This window comes from Candidatus Pelagibacter sp. uisw_098, assembly GCF_059512505.1.
This window is the reverse complement of record NZ_CM183454.1, coordinates 571,909-585,723: the sequence shown is the minus strand read 5'-3', so window position 1 is coordinate 585,723 and position 13,815 is coordinate 571,909. Positions and strand designations below refer to the sequence as shown.

15 protein-coding genes are annotated in these 13,815 nt (G+C 31.1%); 6 read left to right on the top strand and 9 right to left on the bottom strand.

The features are described 5' to 3' along the window. Window positions 1–2: 2 nt before the first annotated feature. Genes AC5YF9_RS03145 through AC5YF9_RS03125 form a run of 5 tightly spaced genes read left to right on the top strand, consistent with a single transcriptional unit; the run spans window position 3 to window position 5,424 of the window. Window positions 3–3,011, top strand: coding sequence for a sarcosine oxidase subunit alpha family protein (locus AC5YF9_RS03145; RefSeq protein WP_415304695.1), 3,009 nt, complete (start codon window positions 3–5; stop codon window positions 3,009–3,011). Then, window positions 3,004–3,567, top strand: a complete 564-nt coding sequence (locus AC5YF9_RS03140) for a sarcosine oxidase subunit gamma (protein WP_415304693.1) — start codon at window positions 3,004–3,006, stop codon at window positions 3,565–3,567. Before AC5YF9_RS03145 ends, AC5YF9_RS03140 begins: the two co-directional genes overlap by 8 nt. Window positions 3,568–3,603: 36 nt before the next feature. Further along, window positions 3,604–4,371 (top strand): ABC transporter substrate-binding protein, encoded by a 768-nt coding sequence (locus tag AC5YF9_RS03135; protein ID WP_415304691.1) that lies wholly within the window; start codon window positions 3,604–3,606, stop codon window positions 4,369–4,371. 40 nt (window positions 4,372–4,411) lie between these two features. Continuing rightward, window positions 4,412–5,152 carry an amino acid ABC transporter permease gene (locus AC5YF9_RS03130; protein ID WP_415304689.1) on the top strand — a complete coding sequence of 247 codons (741 nt, stop codon included), beginning with the start codon at window positions 4,412–4,414 and terminating at the stop codon, window positions 5,150–5,152. Further along, window positions 5,152–5,424, top strand: coding sequence for a GNAT family N-acetyltransferase (locus tag AC5YF9_RS03125; protein ID WP_415304687.1), 273 nt, complete (start codon window positions 5,152–5,154; stop codon window positions 5,422–5,424). The genes AC5YF9_RS03130 and AC5YF9_RS03125 overlap by 1 nt, the downstream gene beginning before the upstream one ends. Before the next feature lie 122 nt (window positions 5,425–5,546). Here the strand turns inward: AC5YF9_RS03125 and AC5YF9_RS03120 are convergent, their stop codons facing one another. The 9 genes from AC5YF9_RS03120 to gatC all read right to left on the bottom strand — a co-directional run bounded on the left by AC5YF9_RS03120 (window position 5,547) and on the right by gatC (window position 13,305). Continuing rightward, window positions 5,547–6,065 carry a hypothetical protein gene (locus AC5YF9_RS03120; protein WP_415304685.1) on the bottom strand — a complete coding sequence of 173 codons (519 nt, stop codon included), beginning with the start codon at window positions 6,063–6,065 and terminating at the stop codon, window positions 5,547–5,549. Next, window positions 6,056–6,538, bottom strand: coding sequence for a hypothetical protein (locus AC5YF9_RS03115; RefSeq protein ID WP_415314411.1), 483 nt, complete (start codon window positions 6,536–6,538; stop codon window positions 6,056–6,058). Before AC5YF9_RS03115 ends, AC5YF9_RS03120 begins: the two co-directional genes overlap by 10 nt. A gap of 158 nt (window positions 6,539–6,696) precedes the next feature. Beyond that, window positions 6,697–7,182 carry a thermonuclease family protein gene (locus AC5YF9_RS03110; protein WP_415304680.1) on the bottom strand — a complete coding sequence of 162 codons (486 nt, stop codon included), beginning with the start codon at window positions 7,180–7,182 and terminating at the stop codon, window positions 6,697–6,699. Then, window positions 7,145–8,515 (bottom strand): MATE family efflux transporter, encoded by a 1,371-nt coding sequence (locus AC5YF9_RS03105; RefSeq protein WP_415304678.1) that lies wholly within the window; start codon window positions 8,513–8,515, stop codon window positions 7,145–7,147. The genes AC5YF9_RS03110 and AC5YF9_RS03105 overlap by 38 nt, the downstream gene beginning before the upstream one ends. A 9-nt stretch (window positions 8,516–8,524) precedes the next feature. Beyond that, a complete protein-coding gene (trhO, locus tag AC5YF9_RS03100) occupies window positions 8,525–9,430 on the bottom strand; it encodes an oxygen-dependent tRNA uridine(34) hydroxylase TrhO (protein ID WP_415304676.1) in 906 nt (301 codons plus the stop codon). Continuing rightward, the gene (locus tag AC5YF9_RS03095) at window positions 9,430–10,080 is read right to left on the bottom strand and encodes an O-methyltransferase (RefSeq protein ID WP_415304674.1); all 651 of its coding nucleotides are present in this window, start codon (window positions 10,078–10,080) and stop codon (window positions 9,430–9,432) included. The genes trhO and AC5YF9_RS03095 overlap by 1 nt, the downstream gene beginning before the upstream one ends. Window positions 10,081–10,084: 4 nt before the next feature. Next, entirely contained in the window at window positions 10,085–11,560 is a 1,476-nt protein-coding gene (gatB, locus tag AC5YF9_RS03090; RefSeq protein ID WP_415304672.1) for an Asp-tRNA(Asn)/Glu-tRNA(Gln) amidotransferase subunit GatB, read from the bottom strand. After that, complete coding sequence (gene gatA, locus AC5YF9_RS03085; RefSeq protein ID WP_415304671.1) at window positions 11,561–13,018, bottom strand: Asp-tRNA(Asn)/Glu-tRNA(Gln) amidotransferase subunit GatA; 1,458 nt, start codon at window positions 13,016–13,018, stop codon at window positions 11,561–11,563. Continuing rightward, entirely contained in the window at window positions 13,018–13,305 is a 288-nt protein-coding gene (gene gatC / locus AC5YF9_RS03080; RefSeq protein ID WP_415289690.1) for an Asp-tRNA(Asn)/Glu-tRNA(Gln) amidotransferase subunit GatC, read from the bottom strand. Before gatC ends, gatA begins: the two co-directional genes overlap by 1 nt. A gap of 51 nt (window positions 13,306–13,356) precedes the next feature. On the opposite strand from gatC, the gene ruvX reads away from it, so the two are divergent. Next, a complete protein-coding gene (gene ruvX, locus AC5YF9_RS03075) occupies window positions 13,357–13,812 on the top strand; it encodes a Holliday junction resolvase RuvX (RefSeq protein WP_415304669.1) in 456 nt (151 codons plus the stop codon). The last annotated feature ends 3 nt before the right edge of the window (window positions 13,813–13,815 follow it).

Below are 13,815 nucleotides of genomic sequence, written 5' to 3'. Positions count from 1 at the left end.
TAATGTCAAAAAATTTAAGAGTTAAAACCAGTAAATATATTGACGAAACTTCTAGAGTTTCTTTTAAATTCAATGGAAAATCTTATTTTGGATACAAAGGTGATACTCTTGCTTCAGCTCTACTTGCTAATGATATTCATTTAGTAGGACGAAGTTTTAAATATCATAGACCACGTGGAATAATGACTTCAGGGTCTGAAGAGCCTAATGCAATCGTACAAGTTAATAACAACACAGCACTAACAGAACCAAATGTTAGAGCAACCGAACTTGAGATCTATCATGGGCTAGAAGCAACTAGCCAAAACTGTTGGCCTAGTGTTGACTTTGATATTGGAGGTATAAATAATTTCTTATCCCCTCTTCTACCTGCTGGTTTTTATTACAAAACTTTTATGTGGCCTGCTAACTTTTGGGAAAAGTATGAACATGTTATAAGACATTCTGCTGGCCTAGGAAAATCTCCAACAGAACCTGACCCTGACATATATGATCACAAATACATTCATTGTGATGTTTTGGTAATTGGGGCTGGTATTAGTGGAATTATGGCTGCAAAAACTGCGGCAAAAAATAATCTCAAAACATTATTGCTTGATGAAAAAAACGAAATTGGAGGATCTACAATTTTCCAAAACTCTGAACATGTAAAAATAAATGATCAAAATTCTTCTGCATGGTTAGAAAATGAAATTAATGAATTAAAAAATATTGAAAACCTAGAAATTAAAACAAGAACTAGTGTTGCCGCTTATCATGGCTATAATTATCTATTAGCCAGAGAAAACCTAACAGATCATCTTCCTAAAAATGAAAAACAAAAAAATGTAAGACAAAGATTGTTAAAGATTAGAGCTAAAAAAGTTATTGTTGCTACAGGCTCTTTAGAAAGACCTCTAGTATTTAACAATAACGATAGACCAGGCATTATGCTTTCATCTGCTGTTAAAAAATATGCTGATTATTATGGAGTTGTAACAGGTCAAAAAAATATATTTTTTACTAATAATGACACAGCTTATGAAAGTGCAATTTCATTACAAAAAAAAGGTATTAAGGTTGAAGCAATCATAGATATTAGAGAACAATCTAATACTGCATTTACTAAAGAGACTGAGGGTTTTGGAATTAAAGTTTATAGATCACACACAGTTGTAAATACAGAGGGTTATAAAAAAATTAATAAAATTACGATAATGGAATTATCTAGAGATGGACAATCTTTTGCAAGTCCAGAAAAGATAGAGCTTGATTGTGATTGCCTAGCAATTGCAGGTGGATGGACGCCAGCTGTTCATTTGTTTACTCAATCAGGAGGTAAATTAAAATTTAGAGAAAAAGATCAAGTATTTATTCCTGATATATACCCATCAGATCAAATTAGTATTGGCTCAAGTAATGGTGATTTTGAATTAGATAATATTATAAAAAATTCCGTAATATCTTTAAAAGAATTTCTAAATTTAAAAGAAACTGAATTTGACAATTTGGAAATAAATTGTCCAAAAGATAATGAGATTAGAACTATTTGGTTACTTCCATCCGATAAAGTTTTAGGAAAAACAAAACCTTTCGTTGACTATCAAAATGATGTAACAGCAAAAGATATTAAACTTGCTCTAAGAGAAGGTTTTAGATCAATTGAGCACGTAAAAAGATATACAACAACTGGTATGGGTACTGATCAAGGTAAGCTTGGTAACATGCATGCCCTTGGTATTATTGCGGAAACTGCTGATGTTAAGATGGGTGAGCTTGGAACTACAACGTTTAGACCCCCTTACACACCTTTAACATTTGGAACAATTGTTGGACGAAATGTTGGTGAATATTTTGATACATTTAGAAGAACACCAATGAATGACTGGCATATAGAAAATAAAGCTGAATTTGAAAATGTGGGTCAATGGAAAAGAGCTTGGTACTATCCAAACAATAATGAAACTATGCATGATGCGGTGCAAAGAGAAAGTAAAGCTGCAAGAAATAGCGCTGGTATATTAGATGCTTCAACACTTGGTAAAATTGATATTCAAGGAACTGATGCCTCAGAATTTTTAAATAGAGTTTATACAAATGCTTGGTCAAAACTAGCCATAGGAAAATGTCGTTATGGTTTAATGCTTAATGAAGACGGTATGGTTTATGATGATGGGGTCACAACTAGACTTGATGAAAGTCATTATATCATGACAACAACAACTGGTGGTGCTGCAAACGTATTAGGAAAATTAGAAGATTACCTTCAAACAGAATGGCCTGAACTAGATGTTTATTTGTCATCTGTTACTGATCATTATGCAACAGCTAGTATCTGCGGACCAAATAGTAAAAAAATTCTAAATAAATTAATACCTGATCTTGATCTTTCAGATGAAAACTTTCCGCACATGTCTTTCAAGAATGCAAAAATTGATAACATTAAATGTAGAATTATGCGTATTAGTTTTACAGGCGAACATAGTTATGAAATCAATATTCAGGCGAACTATGGTGGAGATTTATGGAAGAAATGCATGGAAGCAGGTGAAGAATTTAATATAACTCCTTACGGTACTGAAACAATGCACTTATTAAGAGCTGAAAAAGGATTTATTATTGTTGGCCAAGATACAGATGCAACTATGACACCTATAGATTTACAAATGGATTGGATTGTTAGTAAAAAGAAATATGACTTTATTGGTAAAAGATCTCTTTATAGATCTGACACCATGAAAGAAGATAGAAAACAATTAGTAGGACTTGTTACAGATAATCCAACTGAAGTTTTAGAAGAAGGAGCTCAGATAGTTGCTAATACAAACCAAACACCAGTTGAAATGTTAGGTCATGTAACATCAAGTTACTATAGTCCTAATTTGAATAAATCAATTGCACTTGCGGTAGTCAGAGGTGGAAAAAATATGCTAGGTCAAAAGTTATTTATTCCAATGGAAGATAAAAATATTAATGTAACTATTGTTGATCCTGTTTTTTTTGATAAAGAAAATGTGAGGTTAAATGCTTGATTACAAAACCTCTATTAAGGGAGACATAACTTATTCTGATTTAGTAATTAAAGAAATTAAACCTGTTATGAAATTAATCATAAGAGGTAAAACAAAAGATTTTATTACAGCTATTGGTAAAAATCTTAATATGGTCTTACCAACAGAGGCTAATACATCAACATCAGCAGAGAAATTAACTGCATTTTGGTTAAGTCCTGATGAATGGATGCTGATATCAAATGAAACTGTGAGTGAGGAGAGTAATACTTATCAAGTTGAAGATGAATTGATCAAAAATATATCTAAAGTGAAATTGGGTGCTGTAACTGATGTAAGTGACCAATTTGTAATGCTGAATATAAAAGGCAGTAAAGTTTTTGATTTATTTGCTACAGGGTCGCCTTTTAACTTTAATGATTTTAAAACAAAAAAAGGGTCAGTTATTCAAACAATTTTATCCCACATTGATGTAATTATTCATCTTACGGAAATAAATGAGGTAAATTTATTTGTTAGGCGCTCTTTTTCAAGACATTTACACTCTTGGATGAGTGATAGTGCGTCAAGGTTATAGGCTTATATTTTCTTAAATCTTTGTTATATGAAGAGTATGAAAAAAATACTCCTTGTGGTGCTATTAGCACTTTTACCCTTCTCTCTTAACGCAGAAACTAAACTTGATCAGATCATATCTTCTGGTGAGTTAAAAGTTGGAACAACAGGCGACTGGGATCCAATGACAATGAAGGATCCAGCTACTAATAAGTATGTTGGTTTTGATATTGATGTAATGAATGAATTAGCAAAAGATATGGGTGTAAAAATTACTTTTGTACCCACTGAATGGAAAACTATTGTTTCAGGAATTACTGCAGGAAGATATGATATTTCTACAAGTGTAACTAAAACTCCAAAAAGAGCAGAAGTTGCTGGATTTACAGATACTTACTACAAGTATGGAACTGTTCCACTTGTACTTAAAAAGAATTTAGAAAAATATTCAACGTGGAACTCTTTGAACAACAAAAGTATAACTATTGCTACAACACTTGGGACGTCTCAAGAGGAAAAAGCTAAAGAATTTTTTCCAAAATCTAAATTGCAATCAGTTGAATCTCCTGCAAGAGACTTTCAAGAAGTATTAGCTGGAAGAGCAGATGGAAACATCACAAGTTCAACAGAGGCCAATAAATTAGTTATAAAATACCCTCAATTAGCAATTGTTCCTGATGGAGAAAAAAATCCTGCCTTTTTAGCAATGATGGTTGGTAAGAATGATCAAATTTGGAATGATTATGTTAACGCTTGGATTAAGGATAAGAAATCGTCTGGTTTCTTTAATAAACTACTCGCTAAATATAATTTAAAAAGCTTATAAAAAATTAGATATTAATCTCTAATTCATTATAACTTTAAGAGTGAAAAATTTACTTTTTTTACTTTTAATTTTACCCCTTAACTCTTGTAGTGGTCAAGAGTTAGGGTGGTTTATTCTTTCACCTAATAATGTTGAGGGATTAACTAACCTAAAATTTTTACTAAGTGGTTTAACAACAACTATTTATATTTCAGTAATATCTATAATTATTTCTGCAATTTTAGGTTTTATTGTTGCAATACCCTCTTTAGCTAAAAATAAATTTTTAACATACATAAATATTGGATATGTAGAAATTGTAAGAGCTATACCTCTGCTTGTTTTAATTTTATGGATTTATTACGGCCTACCTATAATGACTGGATTAAGCTTCAGTCCATTTGTGTCTGGCATTATCGCACTAGCAATAAGTGAGAGTGCTTTTCAAGCAGAAATCTTTAGAGCAGGCATAAACTCAATTAAAAAATCGCAGTGGGAAGCAGGTTCGTCACTAGGTTTAACTTTCTATAAAAGATTAAGATTAGTAATCCTTCCACAAGCTATTAAAAATATCTTACCTGCATTAGGTAATCAGTTTGTGTATGTGCTAAAAATGTCTTCATTAGTATCAATTATAGGTATTGGTGACTTAACAAGAAAAGCTAATGAATTAGTTGTGTCAACTTATAGACCGTTAGAAATTTATACATTTTTAATTTTAGAGTATTTAATTTTAATATTAATTGTTTCATTCTTTGTGAGAAAATTTGAAAAAAAACTTGAACAAGATGGAAATAATTGATGAATAATTTAAATAATACAAATTATGATATAGATCTAAGTGATGGTGTTATTACATTTAAAAACATTAATACTACACTTGGTTTTGTTAGATATAATGAGACAGCTGAAGTAGAATATATTTTTGTTAATCCCATGTTTAGACGTCAAGGACTTGCTAAAAAACTGTTAAGTATTGTTGAGGAAAAAACTAAAATCAAACCTACACCTCAAGATCCAATCAGTCCTTTGGGAGAAAAGCTCTTTAAAATTAATAAACAAGGTATTAATTAGAATTCTGGGGCACCGGGTAACAGAACGCCCCTTACCACTCTCCTAGTTTGCTGAATTTATAATGCTGATTGGTGTTTAGATTATTTTTGGTCGCACATACGTCGCAATTTTTTATAATAAAACTATTGAGTTAAACCGTTAACTATTTCTTTTGCAGCTTTAGTAAGGCCTTTTCTCATAAGTCTATCTGCTATAGATCCTTGTTGACCAGCAAATCCATTCTGCCAATTTAGCCCTGCCATGATATCAAATGTACTAGTGTTTATAATTTGCACGCTAGCGCTTTGGGGCATTTGATCATAACCTCCTACCGCACTTACAACTATTACAGCATCAACACCTTCTTTAGAAAATGCTTTCAAACTTTTAGCTGCGGTAACTTCACCTTCATTTAGATTTAATCTTAGCATTAAGCTGTTTGTTTGACCTGGGCTCTGCACTTTATAACCTCTTCCCACTAGCTCATTTGCAACTGCCTGACCAAGAATACCGTTATTTGTACTTAGTGCAATATTACGGAAACTAGATTGAGAAATTTTATTACCAACTACGCTTACTTGAGAGGTTGCACATCCTACCAACAACAAACCCAGAACCACAATCCCTAAAATCTTTTTTATCTTAAAGTGCTCTATTCCCATGAATCAACAACCATCTTTGTTATGTTTGTGTAAATTTTACCAGCTAGTGGTTGGCAACCTTCAGAATAACCTCTTGATTCAATTGAGGCTATTGTTTCATTTGTTTGTAAATCAACCAGATCTCCATAGATATAATCGAAATTAAAGCCCCCTCCAAAACATCTGTGTGCAAATGAAGTGGGTGCTGCAGCTTCAATTCTTAAAAAGTATCGAGTAGTTGCCTCATTGTATTTTATCAATTTTTTTCCAGATACCTCAATTGCCTCATTGGTACTTGCTGCTCTTAAAACTTTAAAACCTGATTGTTTTAATCTTCTTTCAACTTCTCTCATCCAGGGGCCACCATTAGTTACGTTAACCGCAATAACTTTTGGATCTGATATTTTGTTATCAACTTCTAGCGTTTGCTTACCAACTGCAACACAGCCAGTTAATAATAATCCTAGGACTAAAATCTTAAGAATCTTTTTCATGAAGCATGATCCTAGCACAAAATTAAACTTCGCAACAGCGTCGCAATTACATTCAAACTTTTGATGGTTTCTGCATTAGGTTGCATCAACTTTGTTGTAAAATACGGATTATAAAAGCACGATCTGGGGCACCGGGTAACAGAACGTCCCTGTTAGCTTTAATTTTTCTTAGATTTTCTGTAATCCCAAGGATAATCAAACTCCATAGACCACATACCTATTTTATTGATTCTTGCATAATCTTCATCAGGTATAAACTTTTTTGAATACCTTCTGTATGCAAACGCATAACCACTTCTAACTAGATAGCTCGATAGGCTTTCATTATTAACAAAACATTCTGCTAGTGTTCTTTTGTATTGATCTTTTCCTTCACTAATACATTCAACATTATCTTTTCCAATTTTATCAATAAGAATTTGTTTTGCGGTAACTCCACAAGGATCTTTTACGCTATCTTTAAAACAAGTTTGTTTCAATTCAGGTGTATCTATTCCAGTAAATCTAATTTTTTCTCCATTAAGATGAATTGTATCTCCATCAACAATTTTGATTGTTTGAGATTTGACCTCATTAATAATTAAAATAAATATTAATACTGAGATACTAATAAGAAAAATGGCTTTTCTTTTGTTTAAAAACATTATTTAAAAAGTATCCAATAAAGATGATTACTGCAATACCCATAAACCAATTGGTTGCCATGATGGTATAAAAAATATCTGCATAATCACCACCTCTAATATTAATTACATACCATAATGATAAGAAAGGAAATGCTGTCAATCTTAGAACACTCAAGTAAAGACTATAAACCGGCTTTTTAAGAGCCTGAAAAACTGCTGTTGTAATAAAGAACACGGGATAAATAGGAGCTATTAATGCAGCAATTTTTAAATATATAGCACCATGGTATATGGCTTCTGCATTATCTGTAAATTGAGATACAAAAAACTCTGCACCAAAGAATAAAATGATACCCGCTAAAGCCATGAATGAAGATCCAAAAAATAATGCTTTAGTATAAAGTTCTCTAATACGGTTATAATTTTTAGCACCAAAATTTTGTCCACCAATAGAAAGTACTGCTGTATTTAATCCAATTACCGGAAGTAAAAAAACTTGCTCAACTCTTAAAGCTGCACCATAACCTGCTGTTGCAAGGTCACCAAATTGTCCAATAAAATATAAAATATTAAAAATACCTACACCAATAAACAACATACTAATCATTATTGGCATTGCTTGGGAGAACAATTCTTTAAGAAGAATAAATTTAGGAATAAAGCATTTAATAGATAGATACTTTCTTAATTTACATGAGTTAATTTTGTAAGCTAAATAAATTGTACCAATGGATTGGGCGATAACAGTTGCTATTGCAAGGCCACCTATACCATAAGCTGGAACAATTCCGTATCCCCAGATAAATAATGGATTTAAAAAAATATTTAAAAAGAAACTAAAGATAAGAACATTTCTATAGCTCTTAGTATCTCCCTGAGCATTCAAAGCTCCATTTAAAGAGATTTGGATCATAACTATAAATGTTCCATAAAAAATTATATCTAAATACTCTCTAGTTAAAGCAATACCAGCAGCATCAGATCCCATAACACCTAAGAGAAAATCAGAGGCATTTAATCCAAATAAAGTAACAACAATTGAAGTGATCAATGCAAAAATTACTGATTGAGCAATAAATAGTGATGCTTTATTAATTTTTTTAGCACCTAATAAATTACCAATACAAGAGTTCGTAGCAGCACCAATACCAACACCAACAGCGATGATGACAAAATATATTGGGAAAGATTTAGCTATTGCACTTATAGCTTCTGCAGAAATTCTACCAGCAAACCATGTATCAACTAAATTATAGAATGTTTGAAATAAAGAACCAACACTAGCTGGAATAGTTACTTTTTTAAGTAATGACCAAATTGGATCTTTGGTTAAATTTATGGCTTTAGACAAATGTTTTTCCTATTTAAATTCTTTTTGGAATATATGCTTTGAACCAGTCTTTTTAGCAAGGTTTATTTGCTTTTGCCTCATTCGAAATCTCTCTTTTTGAGTTTGAGTTAAATTATCATGACAGTTTATGCATGAAACACCTTCCTCATATTTTTTAGACTTCTTATCTTTCGATGAAACAGGTTTTCTACATCCACTGCATATTGAGTATGTTCCAGTTACCAATCCATGTTTAACACTGATTCTGTTGTCAAAGACAAAGCATTCCCCATTCCATAAACTTTCTTTTTTTTTAACATTTTTTAAGTAATTTAAAATTCCACCTTTTAATTGATAAACATTTTTAAAACCTTTTTTTTCTAAAAATACTGAAGCTTTCTCACATCTTATTCCGCCAGTACAAAACATTGCAATTGGCTTTGTTTTTTTTAGTTTATTTAAGTATTTTGGAAATTCTCTAAAATTATCAACATCAGGATTAACCGATCTTTTAAAAGTACCCACATTATACTCAAATGGTTTTCTAGAATCTAAAACTAATATTTCTTTATCATTGATTAATTTATTCCATTTTTTTGGGTCAACATGATTATCTTTTTTATTTTTTGTTGATAAGGAAAGACCCATAGGAACTACTTCTTTTTTAATCTTAACTTTTGGTTTATGAAATGGTTGAAATTTACTTTTTGAAGTATTTTCACTATCAAACTTTTTAAAATCTAATATCTTTTTAATCTTTATGATAGCTGACTTTAGATCGTTAGCTTTCCCAGAGATTGTTGCATTTACTCCTTCACTAGCTATAATTATTGTTCCTCGGATATTTTTTTTAATTAAATAATCCTGTAATAAAACCTTATTTTTTTTTAAAGAGGTAAGTTTTTTAAATTTGTAAAAACCAAAAACATAGAACATTATAACACTCTACAAACAGTCATTCCGTCACCTAAAGGCACAATGATTTGTTCCACTCTTTTATCGTTTGCAACATAAGTATTAAAATCTCTGATATTTATTGTGTATTTATCTAAATTATCATCATCAGCAACTTCACCATGCCATAAAACATTGTCTACAATAATCAATCCACCTTTATCTAATAACTTCAGTGATCTTTCATAATATTCTTTGTAATTCATTTTATCGGCATCAATAAAAACCATATCAAACTTACTATTCTTTAATTCCTCCAAACTATCTAATGCTGGTTTAACGATTGTTTGAATTTTATTATCCTGATTGGCTTTTTTAAAAAAATCTAATGCAATTTTGTTTGTTCCCTCATCTTTATCAAGCGCTACAAGTTTACCGTCATTTGGTAATGCTAATGCTATAGAAAGTGCACTTAATCCAGTAAAGGTTCCAATCTCGAGTACATCTTTAATATTAGAAATTTTTATAATTAAATGAAGAAAATGACATTGAGATGTTGCAACTTGCATTCTCTTAACATCTCCAAGTGTATTATTGTAATCGATTATTTCTTGCTGAATGGGATTTAACTTTAAACTAAAATTATTTATATACTTTTCTAGTTTTTCAGTAATTTCAAGGTTCTTCCCCATGATATTAAAGTTTCTTCTTTAATATCTCATTTATTAATTGAGGGTTAGCTTTACCACTTGAAGCTTTCATTGCTTGACCTACAAAGAAACCAAATAGCTTTTCTTTACCATTCTTATATTCAATAGCTTTTTCTCTATTATCATTGATAATTTTATCTATTAAAGCCTCTAATGCTTTAGGGTCACTTTCTTGCTTTAAACCTTTTTCTTCAACAATTATTTGGGGATCAATGTCTCCATCCATCATTAATTCAAATATTGTTTTGGCTATTTTTCCAGAAATTGTTCCATTCTTAATTAGATTAATTAACTTTGCCAAATTTTTTGCACTTATTGGACTTTGTGTAATTTCTAAATTTTTATTATTTAAAACAGCAAACAATTCACCAGTAATCCAGTTAACGGCTAATTTCATATCTCGGTTTTTCCCCATTTTAGCAACAACTTCCTCAAAATATTTAGCTGTATCAATGTCAGAAACTAATATTGTAGCCTCATAAGCAGAGACTTTAAACTCATCAATAAATCTTTTCTTTTTATCGTCTGGTAGTTCAGGGATATCTGCTTTAAGTTTTTCAATAAATTCATCAGTTACTTCTAATGGTAATAAATCTGGATCTGGAAAATATCTATAATCATGAGCATCCTCTTTAGATCTCATAGATCTCGTTTCATTTTTTTTTGTATCAAATAATCTTGTTTCTTGATCGATTGTTTTACCATCTTCAATTAAATCAACTTGTCTATTAGCTTCATAATCAATAGCCATTTGCATAAATTTAATTGAGTTAACATTCTTAATCTCACAACGAGTTCCAAGTTTATCAGAACCTTTAATTCTAACAGAAATATTAACATCAGCTCTTAAAGAACCTTCCTGCATGTTTCCATCACACGTACCAAGGTATCTCATAATGGATCTTAATTTTTTAACATAAGCACTAACTTCATCTGGAGTTCTCATATCTGGTTTACTAACAATTTCCATTAAAGCTACACCTGATCTATTTAAATCAACCAAAGTATTTTGTGGGTCCATATCATGAATACTTTTTCCAGCATCTTGTTCTAAGTGTAATCTTTCAATCCCTACTTCCTTTTGGCCATGTGCCATATCAAGAATAACTGTCCCCTCTCCTACTATTGGATATTTAAATTGTGAAATTTGATAACCCTGTGGAAGGTCTGCATAAAAATAATTTTTTCTATCAAAAACAGATCTTTTATTAATTTGAGCTCTTAAACCTATACCCGTTTTAATTGCTTGTTTTACACAGTACTCATTAATAACTGGAAGCATTCCTGGGAATGCGGCGTCAACTAGACTTACTTGCGTATTAGGTTCAGCGCCAAAGGTGGTTGATGAAGATGAGAATAATTTGGAATTTGATGTAACCTGAGCATGAACTTCAAGGCCAATTACCACTTCGTAAACATTATCTCTTCTTTCGATTAAATATTCTGAATTATCTTTAGTCATCTATTTAATCCACCAATCAGTGATTTTATTTTTAAACTGGATTTTTTCTTCCATGGCATAAGCAATATTTAAAATATTTTGTTCATCAAAAGTTTTACCAATAATTTGTAGTCCCAATGGATAACCCTTAGCATCAACACCTGCAGGAATAGAAATTGCTGGTAATCCAGCTAAATTAACTGGAACTGTGAATATATCATTTAAATACATTGAAACTGGATCGTTAGTTTTTTCACCAATTTTAAAAGCAGCACTTGGTGTTGATGGAGTTAAAATTGCATCAACTTTCTTGTATGCTTCATCAAAATCATTTTTAATTAATTTTCTAACTTTTTGCGCTTTTAGATAATAAGCATCATAATAACCAGAAGACAAAACATATGTTCCTATCATTATTCTTCTTTGAACTTCGCTACCAAAACCTTCAGATCTTGTTTTTTCGTACATATCAATAAGGTTTTCACCTTTAGATCTAAAACCATACTTAACACCATCATATCTAGCTAAGTTTGAAGAAGCTTCAGCTGGAGCTACTATATAGTAAGTAGGTAGAGCATAATTTGTATGAGGTAGTGAGATTTCAACAATTTCAGCACCACAATCTTTTGCATACTCAATTCCCTTAGTCCATAAATCTTCTATCTCTTTTGGCATTCCATCAACTCTATATTCTTTTGGAATTCCAATTTTCTTACCTTTGATGTTGTTTGTTAATTCTTTGCTGTATTCATTTCTTTTAAAATCAATTGAAGTTGAATCTTTTTCATCATAAGTGCTAATTATTTCTTGAAGAAGCGCACAATCTTTTACATCTTTAGACATTGGTCCTGCTTGATCTAATGAAGATGCAAAAGCAACAATTCCATATCTTGAGCAACTTCCATAAGTGGGCTTTAATCCAACAGTACCTGTAAATGAAGCAGGTTGTCTAATGGAGCCACCTGTATCAGTTCCAATTGTAATGGGTGTTAAATTAGCTGCTAGAGCTGATGCAGAGCCTCCTGAAGAGCCTCCAGGTACTAAACCTTTATCTACAGGACTTTGTACATTTCCAAAAAAACTAGTTTCATTAGATGAACCCATTGCAAATTCATCACAATTTAACTTACCAAGTAGTATTGCACCCTCATCCCAAATATTTTGAGTAACAGTGGACTCGTATGGTGGAATAAAATTATTTAAAATTTTACTACCCGCTGTAGTTTTTACATCTTTGGTGCAAAACAAATCTTTAACCGCCATTGGAACACCTGGAAGCTTTAAATCAAAATTAGGTTTTTGATCAAAATTTTTAGCTTTCAAAAGTGCATTAGAAAAATCTTCTGTTATGTAAGCATTTAAATCTCTAGACTTTTCTCCTCTATCAATAAAGGCTTTGGTAGTTTCTTCAGAAGAAATTTTTTTATCTTTAATATTTTTAACTAATTCAGTTAAAGTGAGTGAAGTGATATCTGGCATTATTCAACAACCCTTGGTACAACAAAAAAATCTTCATTTTCTTCTGGTGAGTTTTTTAATATTTGATCTCTTATATTTTCACTTTTAACCTCATCTGCTCTTAATTTTAATGTGGTTTCTGCAACAGAGGTTAAAGGCTCAACATTATCAGTATTGAGTTCATTCAATTTTTCAATGAAATCAAATATAGAGTTAAGATCTCCAGCTAATTTATTGGCTTTTGCATCATCAACTGAGATTCTTGATAATTTAGATATATGCTTTATTGTTTTAAGATCAATTGTCATGTGGTAATTAAATATGTCGGCAAACTATCACTTAAGTATAAAATATACAATATGATCACAATTGAAAATTTTAAAATAAAACACTCGAATAAGGTAAGATTTATTGGTTTAGATTTAGGATCTAAAAGAATTGGTGTCTCAATTTGTGATGAAAGACAATCTATAGCCACGCCCTTTAAAACTATAAATAAAACCAATACAAACGAGCTAATTGATGAACTTAAGATAATAATTAAAGATAATAATATTGGCGGAATAATTGTGGGGAACCCAGTTAATATGGATGGTAGTCTCGGTAGATCTGCTCAATCAGTTAATGACGTTGCATCGAATATATCAAAATCTATAGACCTACCTGTGATATTGTGGGATGAGAGACTTTCAACAGTTGGCGCATTTAATCTATCAAGTTTATTAGACGTTAATGTTTCAAAAAGAGTTAAAACAATTGATCAAAACGCTGCAGCCTTTATTTTACAAGGGGCAATAGACTTTTTAAATAATTAATAC